We start from the raw sequence: 23238 nt of genomic DNA, 5'->3' as shown, positions 1-23238 counted from the left end.
GCCCGCAGTTCATCAGCAATCTGCTTGAGCTGCTCGACTGAGAGGTTCCGCATGTCAGACGGATAGGTCACCCGATCCAGAGCAGGAAAACGGCCCAGAGTGGGGATCTGTAGTGGTGCACTTTTGGAGTGGGGAGTGTCCATGCGATCGTTTCCATCATCTTTTTTGCGGGAAGCAGAACACCGTCCCTGCAGCACGGGGCGGGATTCTGTTGCCTTGCACTGTGTCTTAACGTCGCGCAAAATATTTTCGCACATCACGAGATGTCATTTTGGTTTAATGTTTCTCGACTGAACGCAAGCCTGCAAACGAAACTAACTGCACATTGTGTCTTTTTTACAACAGGGTTTGAAAAGGGCTTGAGCTTGACAAATGAGCCAACCTATATGCAGGCGAACAGTTCCATACGTGGCTGTGTGTGCCGCTTCTGCGGTTGCCACTCGGGGTGAGCAGATGCCGGTGCCCGGCATGGCCGCGTTTTGACAAAGTATGAAGAGTCTCACTCAGTTATGATGCAGGCGTATGAAATGCGCCGGAGCGGGGGTTTATGGCCGTACCTATAATGCAGGCCGTCAGGGTCGGCAGCTATGTCGTCAAACAGCATATTACCGGGCGCAAGCGCTATCCGCTGGTTCTGATGCTTGAACCGCTTTTCCGTTGCAACCTGGCCTGTGCCGGGTGTGGCAAGATTGATTATCCTGCCGCCATCCTCAACCAGCGCATGACCGTTCAGGAATGCCTGGATGCGGATGCGGAAGCCGGGGCACCCGTTATTGCCGTAGCCGGGGGGGAACCCCTGCTGCACAAGGAAATGCCGGAGATTGTCCGTGGCCTGATTGCCCGGAAAAAATACGTCTATCTGTGCACGAACGCCCTGCTGCTTGAAAAGAAGATGGATGAGTATGAACCCTCTCCGTTCTTCTCATGGGATGTGCATCTGGATGGTGACCAGTCCATGCATGATGCGTCCGTCTGTCAGGATGGCGTGTATGAGCGGGCTGTAGCGGCTATCAAGAAAGCCAAGGCACGCGGTTTCCGTCTGTCCATCAACTGCACCCTGTTTGACGGGGCAGACCCCAAGCGCGTTGCGGCCTTCTTTGATGAAGTGATGGCAATGGGCGTGGACGGGATCATGACGGCGCCGGGGTATGCGTATGAACGCGCTCCTGATCAGGCACACTTCCTGAACCGCCAGAAGACCAAGCAGCTCTTCCGTGACATTTTCCGTCTCGGCAAAGGCAAGAAATGGCGGTTTACGCAGTCTCCGCTGTTCCTGAACTTCCTGGCCGGGAACGAGCAGTATCACTGCACGCCCTGGGGCAAGCCGCTGCGTAACGTCTTTGGCTGGCAGCGCCCGTGCTATCTGCTGGGTGAAGGCTATGCGAAGTCTTTCAACGAGCTGATGGAAGACACGAAGTGGGATGATTACGGCACCGGCAACTATGAAAAATGCGCCGACTGCATGGTGCATTCCGGGTACGAATCGACCGCTGTGATGGATGCCGTGCGCCGCCCCTGGCACATTGCCAAGGTTGCCCTGTTCGGACCGGAAACCGAAAAGCCGATGGCGCCGGAAATTTCCCTCGCCAACCAGCGGCCTGCCCAGTACGTCTTCTCCAAGCAGGTGGAAGAGCAGATGGAAGAGATTGCTGCCCGCAAGCCTGCCAAGGCTCCGCGCGTGAAGGTTATCCGGACGGATGCCGCGAATGCAGCCGAACCTGCGGAAGTGACAGCGGCAGACTGATCCTTCTCTTGTGTTACGACTCCATGAAAGGAGCGGCTCCTGTCTCAGGGCCGCTCTTTTTTTGTGCGCGTTTGCAGGGAATAGTGCGACTTTCTGCCTGATATGTCTGTCTGGCAGATATGGGCTTTCTGCATACGAACAGGGTGCGGGCTCGTCTTTTCCAGACACGGTCCAGAAGCGTGACATCCTGAAGGCAGGTGCTGCGCATGCTGGCTTCGGGAGCGATCATCCCGTATCGTGCCCTTTCTCTTCTGTCACGCAGGGCCACCGCATTCTATGACTGTCTCCATTCTTGTTATTTTCTTGCTGGTTATTTTGAACGCTGTTTTCGCAATGGGAGAATTGGCGCTGATTTCGGTCAGGATGCCGCGTCTGGCCATTTTGCGGGAGCAGCGGGTGCGCGGGGCGGATCGTGCCATGCGGCTGGCGGAAGATCCGCAGATTTTCCTGCCCACAGTGCAGGTCGGCATGACGCTGGTGTCCATTCTGGAAGGGACATTCGGGGGGGTGCAGGTTGAGGCACATCTTACCCCCCTTCTGGAGCGGATTGAGTTTCTGCGGCCTGTGGCGGCTCAGGTGTCCATGGTGCTGGTGGTGATTGCCATAACGGGCCTCATGCTGGTGCTGGGGGAACTGGTGCCCAAGCAGCTTGCCCTGCGTGAGCCGGAAATCATGGCGGCTCGTCTGGCCCTGCCGCTCGAGATTCTGGCGCACGCAACGCGCCCCGTGGTGTGGGTGCTGCGGCAGTCTTCCAATATTGTCCTCAAACTGATGGGGGCGGGTGATGCCGTCAGCCAGACGCTGACGGAAGAAGAGCTGAAAGCCTATATTGCGGAAGGCGCGCGGTCCGGGGTGCTGGAGCATGAAGAGCGCACCATGATCGAGCGGCTCCTGCGTCTGGCGGACAGGCCGGTACGCGCCATTATGACACCGCGAAACGAGCTGTACTGGATTGACCGGCACGCCGGGCGGGATGCGCTGATCAAGGTCTTGAAACAGACCACTTATGCGCGGCTGGTGGTGTGTGAAGGCGGCGTGGATAATCCGGTTGGTGTGGTGCTGGCCAAGGACATGCTGGACCGGGTTCTGGATGGCATGCCTGTCTCTATCGAGGCCGGACTGCGACCGATGACGGTGGTGCCGGACAGCATTTCCGCTCTGGATATGCTGGAGCAGATGCGGAGCATTCCGCTCGGCATTGCCTTTGTTTTTGATGAATACGGCTCTTTTGAAGGGATTGTTACGGCGTCTGACCTGTTTGACGCCATTGTGGGGGAAGGGGGGCATGAATCCTCCCAGACAACCGTTGCGCGCCACACGCTCGCTCAGGAAGACGTTCTGCTGCTGGATGGCACAGAGTCCGCTGATGAAGTGAAAGACCGCCTCGGACTGCGCACCTTGCCGGATGAAGGCAGTTACCACACGCTGGGCGGGCTTATTCTGGCCCTGCTGCGGCGTGTGCCGGCGCTGGGGGATAAGGTGGTCTATTCCGGCTGGCTGTTTGAAGTGCTGGAGATGGAAGGCCGCCGTGTTTCCCGCGTGCGGGCCAGCCGACAGATTCTGGCGGAGAATTAAGAAAAAACGGCCTGACAGGCTTTCTGTTCAGGCCGTTTGTTCTTGAGGGGGGCGCTGTTACGGTGAGTGCTCTCATCTGTTCAGCGCGCCCGTTGTGCCGTGAGTGCCCGCCGCTATTGCTGGACCTGCACGGAGGGGGTGCCACCCAAAATGCCGGGAGCAGGCCAGAACGCCAGAGCCGTTTCCTGCTGCACCCGTGAGATCTGGGTTTGAATCCACTGCATGTATTCGTGCAGTCCCCGGATAATGATGTCTTCCACCGTCTGGTCTGCAAGGGTGACGCGCAGTTCCGCCACGCATTCCTGTATGGGGGCGCAGAGGCGGCGCAGGCTGCCATGCCCGGCTATCGTGCTCAGGGTGCTGTCCAGCATGCGCAGGCTGGTGCTCAGGGAGCGGGGGAAGCCTTCATTCTTCAGGAGAAAACCCACCACATTGACGGGGGTTGTCGTCACCGGTTGCAGGCGCCTGAAGGCATGGTAGGCCGCGGCGGAGCGCAGGATGGACGCCCATTGCGTGATATCAATCCCGGACCCGACTTCTTCATGCGCGGGCAGCAGGGTGTGGTAGCGGATGTCAATCAGCCGGGTAATCTGGTCACTGCGCTCCAGATGCTTGCCCAGAAGATAGAACAGCCAGGCCTGATCCCGGTAGAGTGTGCCTTCCGTAATGCCGTAGTGGCTCTGGCATTCCTGCTTCAGACGGTTGCACAGGCCGGAGAGGCTGTTTGCCCGGATGTCGGAGGGGTGCAGGTCCAGCACCCAGCGGGTAAAGACGTTGAGCTGCATCCACATTTCGGTTGAAATCAGGGGGCGGACAGCCCGCGCATTTTCCCGCACGGCATGGGCCATGGCCTTGATGGAGTTCGGGTTTTCCTGCTCTGTCACATAGAAGGCAAGAACCTCCTGCTCCGTTGCGGTCTGGTGGCGGGCAAAGAAGCAGTCTTCATCAGAATTGATCTGAAGAATGGTGTCCCACCCCGGCCTGCCATCCGCTCCACGGACAAAGCTTTCCGTAACTTCCAGCAAGCGGGCCAGATTTTCAATACGTTCCATATAGCGGGCCAGCCACATCATGCATTCCGCGTAACGGGAGAGCAGATTGTTCAGCCCCGGCTGTATGTGGACAGGGTTTGTGGAAATTTCAGTCATGATGCCAGCACCCATGTATCTTTAGAGCCGCCCCCCTGTGAGGAATTCACCACGAGTGACCCCTTGCGCAGAGCCACGCGGGAGAGGCCACCGGGCAAGACCCATGTGGAGCGGCCTGTCAGCGCGAAAGGCCGCAGGTCCACATGGCGGGCTTCAACACCTGCGGGGCAGAGGGTGGGAGAGACCGAGAGATTAACGACAGGCTGACTGATATAATTGGCAGGATTGTCTTTCAGCCTGCGGCGGAACTCCTCCAGTTCGTCCTGTGTTGCGTGGGGGCCAATCAGCAGGCCATAACCGCCGGATTCTCCAACGGGTTTGATAACCAGCTTCTCGATATTGGCCAGAGTGTAGGCCAGCCCTTCCGGCTCCGCACAGATATGGGTTTGTACACTCTCCAGAATGGGGTCTTCATTCAGGTAGTAGCGGATAATGCGCGGCATGTAGGCATAAACGGCTTTGTCATCCGCAACGCCAGTGCCCAGCGCATTGGCAATGGTGACATTCCCCCGGCGATAGGCGTCCACCAGCCCGGGCACCCCCAACATGCTTTCCGGATTGAAGGCCAGAGGGTCCAGAAACTCATCATTCAGGCGGCGGTAAATGGCGTGAACAGGCCGCAGTCCCGCCACGGTGCGCATGAACACCCGGTGGTTTTCCACCACCAGATCCTTGCCTTCCACCAGAGGCACGCCCATCTCGCGTGCCAGAAAGACATGTTCAAAATAAGCGGAATTATAAATACCGGGAGAAAGCAGCACGACCTGCGGGTCCAGCACGCCCTCGGGTGAGACCTCGCACAGGCTCTGGTGCAGTTTCAGCCCGTATTCCTCCACGGAGCGGAGGGGGACACCCGCCGCGAGGTCGGGCATGAGGCGCAGCATCATATGCCGGTTTTCTATAACGTAGGAGACCCCGGAGGGAGTGCGCGCATTATCCTCCAGAATAAGAAAACGTCCGTCCTGATCACGGATCAGATCGGTGCCGTTGATATGGACATACACACCGCCCGGCACCTTCAGCCCCACCATGGCCTCACAGTAGTTCGGGTTTTTCAGAACCAGATCCGCCGGAATGATTCCGTCCCGCAGAATGGCGCGGTCATGATAGATATCATGCAGGAAAAGATTGATGGCCTGAACACGCTGCTGCACGCCCCGGTCTATATGGTCCCACTCCGTGGCGGTCAGAACACGGGGGATCATGTCAAAAGGCAGGATGCGGTCTATAGCTTTGCTGTCTGAATACACTGTGAACGTAATGCCCAGCCTGTAAAGCTGTGCTTCCGCCGCTGCCGTGCGGTGCCGCAGTTCCGCCAGCGTGAACTGTGCCAGACGCTCTTTTATCTGGAGCAGGCCGGGAGGGGGCGGGTCTTTACGGTTGAGAAGTTCGCAGAAAAAATCCGGAACGTCATAGGCTGTAAAAAGACCGGCGGCCTGAACGGGTGCATGGAGTGGTGCGTCATTCATACCCTGACTCCCGATATGATGTCCGGCACTCCGGCGGGTCTGGAAACCTGTGCCACTGGTATGCCGTTTCGTTACGGTTAATTACTTAACACGAGCAGGATTTCAGGGGTTTGCCAACCCGGAAAACGGAAATTTGTTCTTTTCTCGTAATATCGCATGGAGGGGGTGGCGCAGTGCGGAGTAATCCTGATACGCTATGCGCTTTCATTCGCCACAGGCGGGTTTTCCGGCGGTATATACTCTGGGGATCGCAGGGCGCTTCAGCATGAACCGGGGGTTCAGGGCCGTATCACCATGAGTTCGCATGTCATGCTGACCCATCAGACCCGCTACAGGTATGACAGGCCGGTTTGTCTGGGCCCCCAGACCATCCGGCTTCGCCCGACCCGTACGGCCAGAACGCCGGTCCGTTCCTATGCCCTGCAGGTTGAACCCGGGGGGTGCAGGCAGACATGGCATCAGGACTCTTACGGGAATCAGGTGGCGGAAGTGCTCTTTGCGGAGCGCGTGACGCGATTTGACATCACAGTTCAACTTGAAGCGGACCTCACCCCTCGTAACCCGTTTGATTTTACGCTGACCCCACCGGCCCGAGGCTGGATGCCGCCCGCAGGGCCTGCCTCCACCCGGCTGGATGACGAGGCGGGCGGGGTGGCGCGTCAGCAGCCCTTTTATGCGCCGGAAGAGCACGGTTGGCTGGCGCCGTATTGCGTGCCACAGCCTGCCGGGCCGCATCTGCACGCTTTTCTGACTGAGTGGATGGAGCACGCCCCGACTGATACGCTGGAGATGCTGGTGGCTCTGAACCGTGCCGTGGCGTCCCGCATCGGGTATCAAATTCGTCTGGAACCGGGCGTGTGGACCCCGGAAGAGACACTGGCACGGGCAACAGGCTCCTGCCGTGACAGCGCCTGGCTGATGATCGCACTGTTACGGCATCTGGGCTTTGCGGCCCGTTTTGTCTCCGGATATCTGATTCAGAGCAACCGCAATGCGGAGGGGGAGGATATCCTCACCTGTGACCTGCACGCCTGGGCGGAGGCTTTTCTGCCGGGCGCGGGGTGGGTGGGGTTTGATACCACATCCGGCCTGCTCACGGCGCAGGGGCACCTGCCTCTGGCCGCAACACCCGCCCCGGAGCAGGCTGCCCCGGTGACAGGCCTGCTGGACCAGTGCACGGCCACGTTTGATTTTTCCATGCAGACTGATCGCGTATTGTTGCCTGACAGTATCTGACCCGCTGGTTTTTCTTGCGTTGCGGGCTGGTACGCAAGAGACTGTCCGGCATGAGGCTTTTCACCTGCCAGTCCTGCCAGCAGATTCTGTTTTTTGAAAATACAGTCTGTGAGCACTGCAATCATGCCCTTGGCTACCTGCCGGGGCTTTCCATGCTTTCAGCGCTGGAACCGGCAGAAGGCGGCCTGTGGCGACCGCTGGAGCCACGCATCCGGCAGGCAGAACTGGCATACTGCGCCAACCATGCGCATGATGTGTGTAACTGGATGACCCTCCCGAACGAGGCCGGACACGCCTCTTTCTGTTTTGCCTGCCGTTTTAACCGCACGATCCCCAATCTGGATAATCCGGACAATCTGGAGCGTTGGCGGAAGCTGGAAGTTGCAAAACACCGCCTGCTTTATACGCTTCTGCGCCTGAAGCTGCCCATGAAAACCCGGCAGGATGACCCGCAGGGCGGGCTGGCATTTGATTTTCTGGAAGACCTTGCCGATGGATCTGCCCCGGTTATGACAGGGCATGATAACGGCGTGATCACCATTGCCCTGCGTGAGGCGGATGATGCCTGCCGTGAGCGGATGCGTGTGGAAATGGGGGAATATTACCGCACGCTTCTCGGCCACTTCCGGCATGAAGTCGGGCATTATTACTGGAATGTTCTGGTGCGCGATGCCGGGCGGCTGGAAGCCTGCCGCGCCGTGTTTGGTGATGATGGGGCGGATTACCAGCAGGCCCTGCAACAGTATTATGACCGCCCACGGCCGGAGGGATGGCAGGCACATCATGTGAGTGTTTATGCCACGTCCCACCCGTGGGAGGACTTTGCGGAAACATGGGCGCATTATCTGCATATTGTCTCAACACTTGAGACAGCCTGGGCTTATGGCGTTACGGTTAATCCGGCATTGGCGGGCGGCAGGCCCGCATGGTCTCCCCAGCATGGAGACCCTTATACCGAAGCCTCTTTTGATGAAATCATGCAGGCCTGGCTTCCGCTGACACACGCGGTCAACAGCCTGAACCGCTCTATGGGCCTGCCGGATTTCTATCCGTTTGTCATCACACGGGGCGTTGTGGACAAACTTTCTTTTATTCACACGCTTATTCGGGAAACACAGGCTTTGCATTCTGTTTGATGCATTCTGCTTGACGCAGGAACTGTGTTGCGGAGCGCGCACGAAAAAAGCCGTGCAGATACTGCACGGCTTTTTTAGAGTCAGAACGGCAGGAAGGGGGAGCAACCTGCCGTGGTTGAGGGTTTAGTGAGAAGCAGCCGCCGTGGTGGTTGTGGCGGACTGTTCGAGCAGATAAGGCCCGCCATCCAGGATCTGCAGGGAGAGCATGCCGATGGTTTCGGCATCCCGCTGGCCCAGATCGAGCAGGGCGTTTCCTGCGGTCCAGCGGCAGTCCGGGTTATCCTGCACAGCCCAACCGGAGAGAGGGGACTGTTTGAGGTGGGATGTCAGGGTGCGCACACCATGAGCCTCAATGAGCCGGATTGTCCCGACCAGCACGCCAAGGTCCCGGCGGTCATCCACAAAGGGTCCCACCGTTTCACAGGGGCGGCTGGTGCGGGAGACCAGACGCACGGTGCGCACGTTGCCGGGCACCATGAACAGCACGGTTCCCTGATGGGTGCGGGCCTGCTGGATGATGCGGCCTGTCTCGGTCACGAGGTGCAGAGCGGCATCTTCCGTTGTGGCCTGTTCGGCCTGCACACTGGGGATGCCCGCGGCTTCGGCCCGTGCGGCCAGAGCCTGGAAGAGCGGTTCCACGAAGGCGGCATCTGTTGTCAGAGGTGCAGCGGCATCATGCTCCCAGGACTTGGGTCCACGGAGGAAGATGATGTTGTCTTCACCGGAGAAAGACCTGTCTGTGCGGAGCAGGGTTTCGGAACGCAGACCATCGACATTGATAATGGCGTGTTCAGCCGTTTCCACATGATAGATGGGGAAAGTCTGGTGTGCGGTGTCCACAAAGATGGAGCGGCCATTCACCAGCATACGAACGGGCACGAAACGGCCTTCGAGATACAGGCAATGTTCTGATGTGAGCGCGATATCCTGCGCGGGCACACCCTCGGCGAAGGCGTTTTGCTGGATCACGACCGGGAAGAGGTCATGATGCGTTGCGACAACGGTGCGTGTGCGCAGTGCGGTCACGGGTGCGGCGGAGGCTGTGCCATCCTGCGCGAAGACTTTCACGCTTTCACCCACGGTGATGGTTTCGATAGACTTGAAGCTGCCATCAGCCATTTCCACGCGTGCACCAGCCAGGAAGCAGGTGATATCATCATCCGGGACTTCAGGCTTCAGCGTGCCGCCGGTAATGACACTGGCCTGCCCGGTGGTGACAACAAATTCCTTGCCGACCAGGTTGTTCAGGGTGCTGGGAGCGCCTGAGGGCACCGCGATTGAAACGACGGTAAAGCCGACAGCATCCCCCAGATTGAGCGGATAGGTCGGCTGGAAGTGGCCGGTGTAGCTGACAGTCATGGTTGTTTTGACGTTATTGACCCAGACATCCAGCGTCAGGAGCTGGCTGAGGCTTGTCACGCTTGTTCCTGCAGGAAATGAAATCTGCTGAAACAGGGTATAAGGCGGACCACCGGTGCCGTTCTGGCCCCAGTTTGCACCATTCTGCCAGAGGATTGAATTTCCGCTTGGTGACAGGTTGCCGGTCGCTTCACTGCCGTTTGGCTGGTAATCGACATCGGCGTTCCAATTGATTGTTCCCATGGTCCCCCCCTTTTTTTGATAAAACACTCAGGAGAGCCCGCGCTCAGCTCTTTAAGTATGCCGGAGTGAGCGCGGACCCGATTTTTTTAGTGGGTGTACTGCTGGCCAGCCGTGCCTGCGCCAACCTGGTTGATCCAGTTTGCGATGACAGGTTCAGCGTCTTTCAGGCCAAAAGCAGCGCCCAGAACGGTGCCGGTAATTGCGCCCTGAATTGTCGGGACAATAAGGCCGACCAGCTGGCCAATGGAGCCAATACCGATCAGACCGCCGCCGTCACCACCATGGATGCCGCCGATGATCATGCCTTCAGCGGCACCGGTCACGCAGCCAACCACAGCGCCAGACAGACTGTCGAAGAAGCCGTGAGCGACACCGCCGGAGACTTCGGTTGTTTCTGCAAAAGTAAGTTCACGCATGCACTTAACTCCTTTTGTGTGAGTGCGGGGCGAACGTCACATAATTACAAACGAATATGGAAGAGGTATTTTGGGTGCGAATGCTTTATTGATGCTAATATTTATTGTATTAACGAGGTTAATTGAGTGTTTATTACTTAATATACAGTAAAAAAGAGAGATTTATTTTGAATATATAAGTGGTTTATAAAAATCAATTATAAAATATTAAGATTTTTTATTTTTCCCGAATCGTTCTGTGGGGAAGGCGTCTGGCTACAGAGCGGGCACTAAAAAAGCCGTGCAGTATCTGCACGGCTTTTTCAGAGTCAGAACGGCAGGCAGGGGGGCAGCCTGCCGTGGTTGAGGGTTTAGTGAGAAGCAGCCGCCGTGGTGGTTGTGGCGGACTGTTCGAGCAGATAAGGCCCACCATCCAGGATCTGCAGGGAGAGCATGCCGATGGTTTCGGCATCCCGCTGGCCCAGATTGAGCAGGGCGTTCCCTGCGGTCCAGCGGCAGTCCGGGTTATCCTGCACAGCCCAACCGGAGAGAGGGGACTGTTTGAGGTGGGATGTCAGGGTGCGCACACCATGAGCCTCAATGAGCCGGATTGTCCCGACCAGCACGCCAAGGTCCCGGCGGTCATCCACAAAGGGGCCAACCGTTTCACAGGGGCGGCTGGTGCGGGAGACCAGACGCACGGTGCGCACGTTGCCGGGCACCATGAACAGCACGGTTCCCTGATGGGTGCGGGCCTGCTGGATGATGCGGCCTGTCTCGGTCACGAGGTGCAGAGCGGCATCTTCCGTTGTGGCCTGTTCGGCCTGCACACTGGGGATGCCCGCGGCTTCGGCCCGTGCGACCAGCGCCTGGAAGAGAGGTTCCACGAAGGCGGAATCTGTTGTCAGAGGTGCAGCGGCATCATGCTCCCAGGATTTGGGTCCACGGAGGAAGATGATGTTGTCTTCACCGGAGAAAGACCTGTCTGTGCGGAGCAGGGTTTCGGAACGCAGGCCATCGACATTGATAATGGCGTGTTCAGCCGTTTCCACATGATAGATGGGGAAGGTCTGGTGTGTGGTGTCCACAAAGATGGAGCGGCCATTCACCAGCATACGAACGGGCACGAAACGGCCTTCGAGATACAGGCAATGTTCTGATGTGAGCGCGATATCCTGCGCGGGCAAACCCTCGGCGAAGGCGTTTTGCTGGATCACGACCGGGAAGAGGTCATGATGCGTTGCGACAACGGTGCGTGTGCGCAGTGCGGTCACGGGTGCGGCGGAGGCTGTGCCATCCTGCGCGAAGACTTTCACGCTCTCGCCCACGGTGATGGTTTCGATAGACTTGAAGCTGCCATCAGCCATTTCCACGCGTGCACCAGCCAGGAAGCAGGTAATGTCATCATCCGGTACTTCCGGAATCAGCTTGCCGCCGGTAATATTGCTGGCCTGCCCCGTGGTGACGATAAATTCCATCCCGACAAGCTTGCTGGCCGCATTGCTGTTTCCATCAATGGATACGACAGTAAAGCCGAGAGCATCCCCCAGATTGAGCGGGTAGGTCGGTTGGAAGTGGCCGGTGTAGCTGACAGTCATGGTTGTCTGAACATTGTCGATCCAGACTTGCAATGTCAGGGTTTGGCCCAGTGCTGTAATGCTCGTTCCTGCCGGAAAGCTGATCTGCTGGAAATTAACGCCCTTGGAACCTGATTCGCTCCAATTGTTGTTATATTGCCAAAGAATTGAATTCCCACTTGGTGAGAGATCGCCGGTCGCTTCACTGCCGTTTGGCTGGTAATCGACATCGGCGTTCCAGTTGATTTCACCCATGGTTTCCCCCCCTTTTTTGATTTTGTATTCAGGAGGGTCCGTGCCCAGCTCCCCCGTATGGCGGAGGAAGCACGGACCCGGCTTTTTTTAGTGGTTGTTCTGCTGGCCAGCCGTGCCCGCACCAACCTGGTTGATCCAGTTGATGATGATCGGTTCAGCGTCCTGCAGACCTTCGGCAGCACCCAGAACGGTGCCGGTAACTGCGCCCTGCATGGTCGGGATAATGAGGCCGACCAGCTGGCCGATGGCGCCAATGCCCAGGATGCCGCCGCCGTCACCACCATGGATGCCGCCGATGATCATGCCTTCAGCGGCACCCGTCACGCAGCCAACCAGAGCGCCGCCGATGGCATCGCCAAAGCTTTTTGCCAGACCGCCGGAAACTTCGGTTGTTTCGGAAAATGTAAGTTCACGCATGCACTTAGCTCCTTATTTGTATTGAGTGCATGGGAAGCGTCACATATTTCCAAACTGTATGGGAATAGGTGAATTCTGGATTACTTTATTATTAACACAAATCCATATTAATTAACGATAGATAAATGGAAATGGCTCTGGAGAAGGGATTTCGCACACAGGAACGCGAGAGGTTCTGGCTGATTCGAGGTGCGGCACCGGGCCATAAAACACGAAAAAGGCGCGACCTGCGCCGCGCCTTTTACAAGAACTGTTCTGATGTAAAGGGAGAGTGCCGCCTAATGCAGCGCCCGTGTGTTAAGCGTGTGTGCCAGAGCCTGCTCATCCGCAAAGTCCGGCCATTCATTCCGGGCCAGAGCTGCAAGGGAGGGCGTGGGCAGTTTCATCCGTGCTGCGTAAATCCACAGATAGGAGAGCGCGCGGTGGACATAGTCGCGCGTTTCCGCGGTGGGGATCAGTTCCATGAACAGCAGCGGGTCATCCTCGGAGGAGGCTGCGGTTTTTTCCCATCGGCTGAGCGCTGTGGGGCCTGCATTGTAGCTGGCCAGCAGGCGGATCATATCACCGCCGCGCATGGGGGTGCGTCCGTTATGGCGCGTCAGGTCGGCCAGATACTGCACATAGCGCTGCCCGATTTCTAGATTCAGGCTGGGGTCATGCAGATCGTTCGTGGCGTTTTCAAACCGGTGATTGAGCGTATTGGGCGGGCTTGTGACAAAATCGGCCGTGAGCGGGCGGATCTGCATCAGCCCGTGTGCGCCCGCGCCTGAAACAGCCTGAGGGTCGAAGTTCGATTCCAGACGGGTCAGCGCATAAACCAGCGCCGGGTCCATGGTAAAGCCGTGGCGGGGTTTCAGAAGCGGGAGGGGGAGGTTTTCCTGTTCCGCTCCGCGAGACGCCGCCCTTGCCTGAAGCGCATCGGCCATTTCGGCCGAGAGGTCATGCAGGCCAGCGGCATCCGCCACAAGCTGGAAAGAGCGGGCCAGAGTCACATCATGCAGGTCTGGCCATGCGCGGCGGATGGTGTTTTCCGCCCTTTCCTGCTCGCCAACCTGAAGCAGGGCAAATACCCGCCGCCCGACATCCGTGCTCCCTACGGCCTCGATATCAATTTCCGTCAGCACCTGTGCTGAGGGAGAGGCGCCAGAAGGCTCAGTGACTGAGAGAGCGGGTTCAGCCCCGGAAAGGCTGACTTTTCGTACATGCTCGTGGCCGGGTGCTGAATGGTGCAGAACGCGGGCCGCCAGCAGGCCGTAGAATGTCGTCGGGAAGGCTTCCGCATGCTGGAGCCAGGTCCGGCGGGCATGTTCCTGCCCCAGTTTTTCGTGCGCGCGGGCCGCCCAGAACGCGCAGGCCGCCCGCATCTCGGAGGTGGCTGCGGCGGCATGGGATGCTTTTTCAAAGAAAGGAGCGGCCTGCTCATACTGCCCCTCCTGCCACAGGGCCAGCCCGGCCACGTATCCCGCCAGCGCATTTTTGGCGTTGGACCCTTCCACCGCCGTGCGGCTGATATCCAGCGCCAGATCGGTCTCACCGGCATTCAGCATGGCCTGAGCGGTTTCTGCCTGAAGCTGGGCCGCATAGGCCGGGGTCATGCCCGGTGTGGCGGTAATCAGATGGAGGGCGCTGTGAACGCCTTTAAGCCCCCAGCCGGTGCGTTCCCGCAAGGTGCGGTCCAGCATCGGGTTGCGGGTGAAGTCCTGAGCCAGAGGGGCTGCGGGAATGCCGGTATGGTCCGGCGCCAGATGGGTGGAAACAGGGGCTGGCGGCATCGGGCCGCCATGCTGTGGCAGGGCGGCCAGACGCGCCCAGATTGCGGCGGCATCGGCATAGGAGAGGTATTTTTTCAGCCAGGTCCGCAGTTCTGTAGCGCCCGGATGGTAGGCGGGGTTCAGGTAGCGGTCTGCCTCAATGTCGCCCAGCAGGGTGGCGTCTGTCAGCCGGGTGGTGCTGGTAATGGCTTCTGCAAAGGCTCCCTGCCGCTGAAGGCGGAAGATGGATTTGATCTGAGTGCTGATTTCCGGTGGGAGTGGCTTTGGAAGAGGAATGTCATCGCCTTCTGGAAACGCCTGCCGCGGCATGACCATCGCAAGCTCTTCGCTGTGCGTGTCCTGCCCCGGCCCGGGGAGCTTGGCATAGGCTCTCGTCGCTACGACGGAAGCACCGGCCAAAAGGGCGGCCCCGGCCATAAAGGCCCTGGCCGCGAGTTGATGAGGGATCTGTCCTATCGCTCGCATGGCTGGCGGGGTCTATGTGGTTCTGCGCCAAAAAGCAAGTTTACTCTTTGTAAGCACTCAGGGAGCGGGGGTCAGAACACGGGAAAAAGCCGATGTGAATAGCAGGCAATTCGGCTTGGAACTACTTGTGTTTCATGAGGAAATTCTGGTTCGAATAGAGAGGGCTTTATTCTTGCGGTACCGGGATGTTCCTCTGCTCCCGCACTGGATTCAACCGTTCTCCCGTAGCGTTTGTGCAACAAGCATCAGGTCCTGCCAGATTTCCTTACGGGCCGTGGCACTTGCCCGCAGTTGAAGGGGGTGACGCATAACAAGAGTGGGGAGCGGTCCGGCCAATCCGGGGATGTCCGCAGGCCACCATGCCCGGCGGGGAGGAGTCGTTCCGGCGTCCAGCAGCATGCGGGCCGGGAGTCGGCCGCACAGCAGCAGGCGCTGGGGGGCAAACAGTGTAATGGCCCGTTCCAGAAAGGGGCGGCACTGGCGGAGCTCAGGCTCGGTGGGGGTGCGGCCGCCGGGCGGGCGCCAGGGCAGGGCGGTGGCCAGCAGCAGAGTCTCCCGCTTCAGCCCCAGAGGGGCGAGCATCTGGTTCAGGAGGTCTCCACACAGGCCGGAGAATACCTGTCCGCTGCGGTCTTCATCCGCATCCGGTGCTTCTCCGATAATCATCAGGGGGGCCTGGTGCGGTCCTGTCGGGAACAGGGTGTGCATGGCAGTGGTGCGCAGCGAGCATGTAGAGAACGCCTCCAGCGCCGCCCGCAAGGCTTCAGGCGTGCTGGCGCCTGCGGCCAGAGTCTGGGCCTGCGCAAGGCTTTCTGCTAGCAGGGCGGGGCCAGCCTGCAAGGAGGCGGATGCTGTGGGAGGCGCTCCCGTGACTGCCCGTGTGGACGCCCCGGTATGTGCTCCCGTGTGCGCCCCTGCGGAAGGGGGTGCCGTCCGGGGTGCGGCGGGGGCGGCAGGATGCCCGGCAGGGCCAGTCAGACGGCCCTCGGGTGTTCTGCGCAGGACAGGCTCTTCCGCCGGGAAGCGCATTTTTCCAAGGTGCGCCAGACGCTGGTCGGTCGGGGAGTCTCCCACCACGGTATCCACGCCCCATTCCTCATAGAGGCGAAGCAGAGACAGAGCGGAGTCCATCAGGTAGACTGCCCGTTGCACCGCAGGGTTGCCGAAGGGCTGGTTTGGCGGTTGGTTGCGGGCAGGGTAGAGAAGTATCCGCCGTTCATGTCATGTCTTCCCAGTCTTTGAGGGAACGGGGCGTCGCCAATGGTCTGTTTGGGCCTCTGCCGCTCCTGGATAGGGTCATTATGCTGTTTTGTCGTCTTCTGCCTACGGTTTTCCTGCTGCTCTCTGCTTCGGTTCTGACCCCGTCTCTGTCTGCCGTTGCCGCCGAAGGGGCAGAAATACGCCAGACAGCCCCCCCGGGACAGCCGGCAGCCTCCCTTGCCCCCGTGCAGGCGGATGCGCCCCCTGCCGGGTCTCATGTCGATTCGGGTGCGTTCCTCACGGCTGTTGTGGCCACGCATAAAGGGGATGATCTGGACGCAGCCCGCGCCTTTCGCGCAGCCGCCGCGGCAGACCCCACCAATCAGGATCTGCTCAAACAGGCCTTTATCCGCAGCGTGCTGGCCGGAGACCCGGAAGCCGTGGATCTGGCACACCGGAACGCAAGCCTGCCGGGCGGGCAGAGCATCATCTCCTCCCTCGTGCTGGGGAATGATGCCGCCATGCGGGGAGACTGGACGGCGGCCTCGCGCTTTTATCAGCAGGCCGGGGCAGACCCGATGGCGCACCTGATCATGCCGCTGCTGCAGGCATGGTGCCAGCAGGCGCAGAACCATGCGGATGATGCCATAGCATCCCTGACCCATATTCAGGGCTCCGTGCTGGTACCGTTCTATACCCTGCATGCCGCCATGATTGCGCAGACAGCCGGCCAGACCGCCCGCGCGGGAGATCTGTTCATGCAGGCGGCAAAGCTGATGCCGGGGTATGACCTGCTGCTCACCCGCTCTCTGGCCGCGTGGCTCTGGTCTCAGGGGCAGCAGGACAAGGCCAGGGCGCTGGTCAGGAGCCTGATCCAGTCAGACCCGGTTCTGGGGCTGGCAGGGGCCGAGCTTCAGGCGACAATCAGCCATTATCCGGTCTCGTCCGCACAGGGCGGCATTGCCCGCGCTTATGTGCTCACGGCGTTTCTCCTGCGCCAGCAGGGCCGCCAGCAAGGGCGGGGCACTGTGCGTCCGGGCCCGACAGACCACCAGTTTGATGAAGCCTCCCGTCTGATGCTTGGGTTTGCGCTCGGGCTGGACCCGCATCTGGCTGAAGCCCGCCTGATGCTGGCGGAAATTCAGGAGGATGAAGGCCACCAGAGTGCCGCGCGTGAGACATTGCTGCGCGTTCCGCAGACAGACCCGCTCTATCCTGTGGTCTCGTTCCGGCTGGCGCTGGTGGATGGCGCAACCGGGCATCAGGATGAAGCCCGCGCCATTCTGACGCGTCTTGTGAAAGAGACTCCGGGGCAGGCGCTGGCCGTGCGGGCGCTGGGCAACACATTATCCGCCCAGAAAGACTGGAAAGGCGCCATCACGGCGTACAATCAGGCGGTTGCGCTGGCCACGGCCAGCAAGACGCTGGACTGGTCACTCCTGTTCCTTCGGGCCGTGGCGTATCACGAAGCAGGAGACTGGCCGCATGCCAAGGCTGACCTGCAACAGGGGCTGAAGCTGGCTCCTGATGAACCGCTTTTGCTCAACTTCCTTGGCTATTCCATGGTGGAGCGGAAAGAAAATCTGGGAGAGGCGGAAGCCCTGCTGCGCAGGGCGGTGGAACTGGACCCGCAGGATGCCGCCATTCGGGACAGTTTTGGCTGGGTGCGGGTTGAGCAGGGAGATCTGGCCGGGGGTACAGCCTTGCTGGAAAAGGCAGCCGAACAGACACCGGAAGACCCGGAAGTCAATTATCATCTGGGTGAAGCATACTGGCGTGCAGGGCGGAAGACGGAAGCTGTCGATCAGTGGAACGTTGCTCTTGGCTTGCACCCGGAGCCGACGGATGAAGCCCTGATCCGCGCAGCACTGGCGCGTGCCGCGGCAGAGGGCCTCCATAAACCGACACAGCAGGACGCCCCTCAGGCTGAGAGTGGCTCCGCACAAAGCCGAGGAAAGCATACCCCGTGACATCAGCCATGATGGACCTCACCACAGAGAGCCTGACGGAAGCGGCTCCGGCCAAAATCAATCTCTACCTGCATGTGACAGGCAAGAGGGCGGACGGTTACCACCTGCTGGACAGTCTGGTGGTGTTTGCCGGAGCAGGAGACCGCCTGCGGTATGAGCCGGGGCCGGAGCCCCTGCATCTGGTGTTGGCCGGGCGTTTTGGCCCGTCACTGACCGATGCGGCCGGGCCGGATAATCTGGTGATGAAGGCTGCGGCGGCTCTGGAGTCTGCCTGCGGGCCCGCCGCCCGCGTGCGGGGTGGGCGGTTGATTCTTGAAAAGGATCTGCCCGTGGCCTCCGGCATTGGCGGCGGTTCAGCCGATGCCGCCGCCGCCCTGCGTTTGCTGAACCGTGCCTGGAACGCGGAGGTGGATCAGGCCACCCTGCTGCGGCTGGCGGAAAAATTGGGGGCGGACGTGCCTGTTTGTCTGGCCAGCCAGACAGCGCGCATGGAAGGCATCGGGGAAATTCTGGGTGCTGCGCCGGTTCTGCCGGAGTGTGGTATGGTGCTGGTGAATTGTGGTCAGGCGGTTTCCACGCCGGAGGTGTTCCGCAAACGTGAGGGTGCGTTTGTGCCGCGTGCGGCCCTGCCGGCCCGCTGGCCGGATGCCGAGAGCATGGTGGCGGATCTCGCCCGGCAGGAAAATAGTCTGGAAACACCTGCCTGTGTTGTGTGTCCGCCGGTTCAAACCGTGCTGTCGGCTATTCATACCCTGCCGGAGTGCCTGCTTGCCCGCATGAGTGGCTCTGGCGCGACCTGCTTTGGTCTTTTTCCGTCGGCACGCAGTGCGGAGGCCGCGGCGGCTGAACTGGCACAGGCGCAACCCGGCTGGTGGGTCTGGGGTGGCGGGCTGGCCTGAGTTTCAGGCGGGGGAAAAGAACCTTCAGCGTTTCACGCGGAAGTCTGGTAGGGTGACAGGACTTGTAAAGGGGGGCCTTATGTCTTCTAAAATTGACCTGACGTTATCTGAAGATCACACCACAGTGCACATGATCCTGCCGGGGCAGGAGGGGGCACCCACGGTGGATGTGCAGCTTTCCGTGGAGGAAGTCACCAGCCTGATTACCGTGCTGGGCCGCCTCCGCCAGACCATGATGACCAATCATGAAATCCCGCCGATTGAGGGCGCAACCTTTACCCCCGTCACACGCACGCGCTGGGCCGTGCAGCCCGAAGCCCGTACGGACGGCTCCCTTCTGGCGTTCCAGCACCCGGCTTATGGCCCGATCGGGCTGGTGCTGACCCCGCAGGACGCCGAACGGCTTGTCCGGGGCCTGAACCTGCACGAGCAGATGCGGCGGGACCAGCAGGCTAATCGTGGTAAGCTGAACTAAGGCGTCGTTCAGTTCGCGCTTGGCCCCATGAGGAGTGTACTTCTCTCTGTTTTTTTGGGGAGGGGGATCTCAGTCCACCGGTATGGCTTGAGTAACAGCCAATACCAATAAGAGCGGATAAACGATATTCCTTCGGGTCACGGAAGTCGTGGTGGCGGGAAAGCTGTCGATAACCGTCTATTTGTGGAAGCCGCGCTGTATCGCTACCGCGCTGATATTCCTTGGCGTGATCGAACGGGTTTTCCGGAGGGTGTTCGAAAAAAGACGTCCAGTCAGGCCGTTGGGCGGTCCTGTGGCGGACTAGCCACGAAAAACCATGCAATCGCCGACGTTGCAGGCAAAGCGACCGCCCTGCCCTTGGCGCTCGAACAAAGGGTGAGATCACTGAAGCAGAAGCTTTCCCTGATGATGTCAAATCCAAAATCGTTATCGCCGATATGGCTTATGATGACGATCTATTCTCAGCGATCACTCCGCTTCCCGGATAACAGAGACTTTCATGCCAGATACTCAAGCCGGACCGTGATAGGCAGACATGAAAGAAGGTGCCAGCCTTTTTACAGACCGGCACCCTTCACACTTCAGGCGGACTGACGCAGGGCCGAAGGAGCCTGCACAGGAGCCACGCTATACTGCTCGGCAGGCACAGCCGTAATGGTCAGCATCCCCATGGCACCACCGGTCTGGGCCGCCAGCGGCAGCAGGGCATTGCCTTTTGTCCAGACATAGTCAGAATTACCCGCGGCGTCATGCCAGCCCTCGGAAACCCCGCCATCCAGATGCGTGGTGATCTGATGACGCTGATTGCTGTCCGTGAAGCAGATCGCCCCGACAGCAACCCCCAGAGAACGGCGGTCATCCACAAACGGACCAATGACCTCGCTCGGGCGGCTGACACGGGAGACAATCCGGACTGAGTCCACGCCTGCGGGCAGCATGAAGCTGTAATCCTGACCCTGATGACGGATGGGGCGGATCACCGCGCCAGTGCTCATCACGAGATGCAGGCCCGGGTCCTGCGTTGTCTGCACGGCATCCATGGCAGGTGTCTGGCAGCCTTCCACCTGGTCTTCCCGTGTTTCCAGATAGCGGAACAGCGGCTCCACAAAGCTGCGTTCCACACACAGGGGGGCTGCGGCATCATGGCTCCAGCTCCGGGTACCGGTGGCGCGCAGCGTGGCAACCTTGCCTTCCTGCCGGAAGGAAGAACGGTTCCCTGTATCCAGATAGCTTTCCGTCAGCATGCCATCGGCTGTGATCACGGAGTGCTCTTCCGTTTCCACATGGTAGTAATCATAAGAGGTGATGGATTTGTCGTAGAAGATGGACACGCCATTCACCAGCATACGCACCGGCACAAACCTGCCCTCAAAGAACAGGCAATGTTCGGCAGTAATCAGCATATCCTTGTAGGGCACGCCATCGGAAATGGCATCTTTCAGAACCCGAACAGGCCATCCGGCTTCATCTGCCGGCAAACCAGCCCGCACTTTGGCAGAAACCTTGCCAATCCAGACAACAGGGCGGACGACATCCTGATTGTTCTTCCAGTCAAACGCAAGAATCTGATCACCAATCTTGATATCCTCAACCGCGATATCCCCTGCCGGTGTGCGGATCATTGAACCCGCCAGAAAACATGGTGCTACACCACCTGAATATGTTACAATTCCTCCGTTATCAGAGAAATCCGCTGCTGTGTAACCCTTCCCCATATCAATAGTAGTTAGCGTATTTCCGTTCGTATCCTCGATACTGAGAATGCCCGTAGAAGAATCATAAAATGGAGTGCCATTAACGCCACCCAGATTCAGTTGGTCTCCAGTTTCAAAACCGCGAATGGCACCACCAAAGACTTTTCCCTGATCAATCTTGATAACGTTGTCCCCGCCGGACAGATTGAATGTCTGCCCATTATAGGAAGTGCCTGAAGTTGGTTTTGCTTGCAGATCAACATTGCTGTTAGTCAGATTCCACTGACCACCAGCTCCTGTAGCATCAGTCTGAACAACAAGCTGAGCATTGGAAACTACTATTGTTCCTGTATTGTTTATAGGAGCATTATTATTGCCGTTTATTTTAATCTGCGTATTAACGGGACCTTTGGCTGGAGCCGTTGATTCAAGATCAAGAGTGCCTGAATTCGTTAAACCGCCATTGGCATCCTGTGCGGTCGGGGCCGCAGTCTGAATTGTAATCTGGGAACCAGATGTAACTTTGACACTGAGATTATTCGAATTGTCGATTGACTGGAAGTTAAGCTGAACATTTGCATTACCAGAAGTGGCGGATGAATCATCAAGAGAAAAATTCCCTGTATTATTAAAATCTCCGTGCCCATTCCCCCACGTTGATTGAATGGCTTGTCCGGCAGGACCAGTCAGATCAATCGTTCCTGCATTGGTCAGATTGATAAGCTGGTTTGCTTGAATTTGCGCGTTGGCAGAAGCATTGATAACAATATTGCCTGCTGCATTATTTTCCAATGTCGCAAAGTTCAAGAGGACCTTATCGCCCGCCCTCCCCTGTGCATCGTTGACCGTAAAAGAGCCAGAATTACTAAAATCTCCCCTATTATTTCCGAGAGTGACATTCAGAGGCTTTTGGGGTGAATTACCCGTGAGCGAAATACTACCACTATTCGTGAGAGACGTAACATTTGGGGCGTTAAAATTCCCACCCTGAACTGTCGAGGCGGTATAATCGATTGCACTGTTCGCGTCATTGCTGATCGTTGCATAGTTCAACGTAAGGTTGGCTGGCCCAGTCTCACTACTTCCGTCGATATCAATCGTACCGCCAGTCTGGGTGAGAGTGCTGGCATTATCGCCAAAGGTATAGGTCGCATTTCCTGAAGTCGGGGTTGCAGAAACAGTGCCGCTATTTGTCAGGTCCCCGTGGATAAGGTCATTACCGGCCACATTGGTAAAATTAAGACTCCCAGATGCCGTGTTTGTAATACCTGTTCCGGCAGCGATAGTCCCGTTATTCAGACCTAGTGTCCAGCCATTTTGTGAACTGTCATAATTCGCTACGGTTGAGTTCGTTCCGCCACTTGGAAACGCTGTACCAGGCATGGAAATTTTCCTTTCATAATTCCTGATTTATGCAAAAGATGAGTAACTGCATTTTTTAAAGCAATTCATGTTTCCATTGACTTAACGCAAGTTAACGCAATAGTGTCAGTTAACGCTGATTTAACGATGCGGACGCAAAAAACTTTTTGCCATAAATCAGGAATTTCAAAAGCGCCGAATATCCTTTATGAGACATTGTGAGCAAATGAGGGTGCGTGAGATTCATAAAAAAATTGGATACGCAAGAGTAAGCACTACAGGGCAAACCCTTGACGTACAGATAAAAATTCTGGAAAGTTATGGATGTAATGTTATTTTCCGTGAAAAAATTAGCGGAGCCTCTGCTCAGCGGAGCCAGCTTTGTAAAATGCTTCGGAGCCTGAAAAAAGGCGATACCGTGATCGTGACACGGATTGACCGACTTGCAAGAAGTACATTCGACCTATTCTCAATTGTTCATGCAATTACTAAAAAAGAAGCTTGTTTCTACTCCATGGCAGAACCATGGGCAGATACGAATACCAGCACAGGAAGGCTTATGCTTGCCGTTCTTGCTGGATTGGCGGACGTTGAGCGAGATTTGATCAAGACTCGTACAGCAGAAGGGCGCGCTAGAGCCATTGAAAACGGTAAGAAGATGGGACGGCCTGCCAAAATAGCGGAAAAGGAAAGGAGCGATATCCTTCGTCGCCGCTCAAAAGGAGAGTCTTTGAAAACCTGGAGGGATCGAAGAACCGTTGATTGATGTGCTTGGCCAGTAATTTCTGGGTTTTGGCGATTTGATTGACGGTTTTCTGGAGAGCTTTTGATCTGCGTTTTGAGCAGA

17 protein-coding genes are annotated in these 23238 nt (G+C 58.1%); 8 read left to right on the top strand and 9 right to left on the bottom strand.

The features are described 5' to 3' along the window. Positions 1 to 547: 547 nt before the first annotated feature. On the top strand, positions 548 to 1744 hold the full coding sequence (gene hpnH / locus GOB82_RS12190) for an adenosyl-hopene transferase HpnH (RefSeq protein ID WP_166123476.1): 1197 nt from the start codon (positions 548 to 550) through the stop codon (positions 1742 to 1744). Between the two features lie 276 nt (positions 1745 to 2020). After that, positions 2021 to 3319, top strand: a complete 1299-nt coding sequence (locus GOB82_RS12185) for a hemolysin family protein (protein ID WP_166123474.1) — start codon at positions 2021 to 2023, stop codon at positions 3317 to 3319. Positions 3320 to 3432: 113 nt separating this feature from the next. Here the strand turns inward: GOB82_RS12185 and GOB82_RS12180 are convergent, their stop codons facing one another. Further along, the gene (locus GOB82_RS12180; RefSeq protein WP_242007401.1) at positions 3433 to 4467 is read right to left on the bottom strand and encodes an alpha-E domain-containing protein; all 1035 of its coding nucleotides are present in this window, start codon (positions 4465 to 4467) and stop codon (positions 3433 to 3435) included. After that, on the bottom strand, positions 4464 to 5936 hold the full coding sequence (locus GOB82_RS12175) for a circularly permuted type 2 ATP-grasp protein (protein ID WP_166123470.1): 1473 nt from the start codon (positions 5934 to 5936) through the stop codon (positions 4464 to 4466). The genes GOB82_RS12180 and GOB82_RS12175 overlap by 4 nt, the downstream gene beginning before the upstream one ends. Before the next feature lie 294 nt (positions 5937 to 6230). On the opposite strand from GOB82_RS12175, the gene GOB82_RS12170 reads away from it, so the two are divergent. Both GOB82_RS12170 and GOB82_RS12165 read left to right on the top strand, forming a co-directional pair. After that, positions 6231 to 7172, top strand: a complete 942-nt coding sequence (locus GOB82_RS12170; RefSeq protein ID WP_166123468.1) for a transglutaminase family protein — start codon at positions 6231 to 6233, stop codon at positions 7170 to 7172. Positions 7173 to 7222: 50 nt separating this feature from the next. Beyond that, positions 7223 to 8308 carry a zinc-binding metallopeptidase family protein gene (locus GOB82_RS12165; RefSeq protein WP_166123466.1) on the top strand — a complete coding sequence of 362 codons (1086 nt, stop codon included), beginning with the start codon at positions 7223 to 7225 and terminating at the stop codon, positions 8306 to 8308. A 123-nt stretch (positions 8309 to 8431) separates the two neighbouring features. Here the strand turns inward: GOB82_RS12165 and GOB82_RS12160 are convergent, their stop codons facing one another. From GOB82_RS12160 to GOB82_RS12135, 6 genes are all read right to left on the bottom strand, one after another. Next, positions 8432 to 9910, bottom strand: coding sequence for a Hint domain-containing protein (locus tag GOB82_RS12160; RefSeq protein ID WP_166123464.1), 1479 nt, complete (start codon positions 9908 to 9910; stop codon positions 8432 to 8434). A gap of 86 nt (positions 9911 to 9996) precedes the next feature. Beyond that, entirely contained in the window at positions 9997 to 10326 is a 330-nt protein-coding gene (locus GOB82_RS12155) for a DUF5862 family protein (RefSeq protein WP_194300483.1), read from the bottom strand. Positions 10327 to 10676: 350 nt separating this feature from the next. Continuing rightward, entirely contained in the window at positions 10677 to 12137 is a 1461-nt protein-coding gene (locus GOB82_RS12150; RefSeq protein WP_166123462.1) for a Hint domain-containing protein, read from the bottom strand. Between the two features lie 87 nt (positions 12138 to 12224). Next, positions 12225 to 12554, bottom strand: a complete 330-nt coding sequence (locus GOB82_RS13305) for a DUF5862 family protein (RefSeq protein WP_198911975.1) — start codon at positions 12552 to 12554, stop codon at positions 12225 to 12227. A 278-nt stretch (positions 12555 to 12832) separates the two neighbouring features. Then, positions 12833 to 14791, bottom strand: a complete 1959-nt coding sequence (locus GOB82_RS12140; protein WP_166123460.1) for a transglycosylase SLT domain-containing protein — start codon at positions 14789 to 14791, stop codon at positions 12833 to 12835. A 210-nt stretch (positions 14792 to 15001) separates the two neighbouring features. Then, positions 15002 to 15922 carry a uracil-DNA glycosylase gene (locus GOB82_RS12135; RefSeq protein WP_242007399.1) on the bottom strand — a complete coding sequence of 307 codons (921 nt, stop codon included), beginning with the start codon at positions 15920 to 15922 and terminating at the stop codon, positions 15002 to 15004. A 170-nt stretch (positions 15923 to 16092) separates the two neighbouring features. Between GOB82_RS12135 and GOB82_RS12130 the strand changes: the two genes are divergently transcribed. From GOB82_RS12130 to GOB82_RS12120, 3 genes are all read left to right on the top strand, one after another. Then, on the top strand, positions 16093 to 17961 hold the full coding sequence (locus tag GOB82_RS12130; protein WP_166123458.1) for a tetratricopeptide repeat protein: 1869 nt from the start codon (positions 16093 to 16095) through the stop codon (positions 17959 to 17961). 11 nt (positions 17962 to 17972) lie between these two features. Continuing rightward, positions 17973 to 18860 (top strand): 4-(cytidine 5'-diphospho)-2-C-methyl-D-erythritol kinase, encoded by an 888-nt coding sequence (locus GOB82_RS12125; protein ID WP_377791785.1) that lies wholly within the window; start codon positions 17973 to 17975, stop codon positions 18858 to 18860. A 79-nt stretch (positions 18861 to 18939) separates the two neighbouring features. Further along, positions 18940 to 19335: a hypothetical protein gene (locus tag GOB82_RS12120; protein ID WP_166123456.1), complete on the top strand. Its 396-nt coding sequence runs from the start codon at positions 18940 to 18942 to the stop codon at positions 19333 to 19335. A 581-nt stretch (positions 19336 to 19916) separates the two neighbouring features. On the opposite strand, the gene GOB82_RS12115 is transcribed toward GOB82_RS12120, so the two are convergent. Then, complete coding sequence (locus GOB82_RS12115) at positions 19917 to 22412, bottom strand: Hint domain-containing protein (protein ID WP_166123454.1); 2496 nt, start codon at positions 22410 to 22412, stop codon at positions 19917 to 19919. A gap of 205 nt (positions 22413 to 22617) precedes the next feature. Between GOB82_RS12115 and GOB82_RS12110 the strand changes: the two genes are divergently transcribed. Then, the gene (locus GOB82_RS12110; protein ID WP_166123480.1) at positions 22618 to 23157 is read left to right on the top strand and encodes a recombinase family protein; all 540 of its coding nucleotides are present in this window, start codon (positions 22618 to 22620) and stop codon (positions 23155 to 23157) included. The last annotated feature ends 81 nt before the right edge of the window (positions 23158 to 23238 follow it).

Origin of the sequence: Acetobacter farinalis (assembly GCF_011516935.1) — a bacterium.
In the GTDB taxonomy this organism is placed as follows: domain Bacteria; phylum Pseudomonadota; class Alphaproteobacteria; order Acetobacterales; family Acetobacteraceae; genus Acetobacter; species Acetobacter farinalis.
This window is presented reverse-complemented; position numbering and strand designations above follow the sequence as displayed.

Coding starts and splice junctions, on each gene's coding strand:
- hpnH (WP_166123476.1), top strand. CDS start 548: ATGGCCGTACCTATAATGCAGGCCGTCAGGGTCGGCAGCTATGTCGTC.
- GOB82_RS12185 (WP_166123474.1), top strand. CDS start 2,021: ATGACTGTCTCCATTCTTGTTATTTTCTTGCTGGTTATTTTGAACGCT.
- GOB82_RS12180 (WP_242007401.1), bottom strand. CDS start 4,467: ATGACTGAAATTTCCACAAACCCTGTCCACATACAGCCGGGGCTGAAC.
- GOB82_RS12175 (WP_166123470.1), bottom strand. CDS start 5,936: ATGAATGACGCACCACTCCATGCACCCGTTCAGGCCGCCGGTCTTTTT.
- GOB82_RS12170 (WP_166123468.1), top strand. CDS start 6,231: ATGAGTTCGCATGTCATGCTGACCCATCAGACCCGCTACAGGTATGAC.
- GOB82_RS12165 (WP_166123466.1), top strand. CDS start 7,223: ATGAGGCTTTTCACCTGCCAGTCCTGCCAGCAGATTCTGTTTTTTGAA.
- GOB82_RS12160 (WP_166123464.1), bottom strand. CDS start 9,910: ATGGGAACAATCAATTGGAACGCCGATGTCGATTACCAGCCAAACGGC.
- GOB82_RS12155 (WP_194300483.1), bottom strand. CDS start 10,326: ATGCGTGAACTTACTTTTGCAGAAACAACCGAAGTCTCCGGCGGTGTC.
- GOB82_RS12150 (WP_166123462.1), bottom strand. CDS start 12,137: ATGGGTGAAATCAACTGGAACGCCGATGTCGATTACCAGCCAAACGGC.
- GOB82_RS13305 (WP_198911975.1), bottom strand. CDS start 12,554: ATGCGTGAACTTACATTTTCCGAAACAACCGAAGTTTCCGGCGGTCTG.
- GOB82_RS12140 (WP_166123460.1), bottom strand. CDS start 14,791: ATGCGAGCGATAGGACAGATCCCTCATCAACTCGCGGCCAGGGCCTTT.
- GOB82_RS12135 (WP_242007399.1), bottom strand. CDS start 15,922: ATGGACTCCGCTCTGTCTCTGCTTCGCCTCTATGAGGAATGGGGCGTG.
- GOB82_RS12130 (WP_166123458.1), top strand. CDS start 16,093: ATGCTGTTTTGTCGTCTTCTGCCTACGGTTTTCCTGCTGCTCTCTGCT.
- GOB82_RS12125 (WP_377791785.1), top strand. CDS start 17,973: ATGGACCTCACCACAGAGAGCCTGACGGAAGCGGCTCCGGCCAAAATC.
- GOB82_RS12120 (WP_166123456.1), top strand. CDS start 18,940: ATGTCTTCTAAAATTGACCTGACGTTATCTGAAGATCACACCACAGTG.
- GOB82_RS12115 (WP_166123454.1), bottom strand. CDS start 22,412: ATGCCTGGTACAGCGTTTCCAAGTGGCGGAACGAACTCAACCGTAGCG.
- GOB82_RS12110 (WP_166123480.1), top strand. CDS start 22,618: ATGAGGGTGCGTGAGATTCATAAAAAAATTGGATACGCAAGAGTAAGC.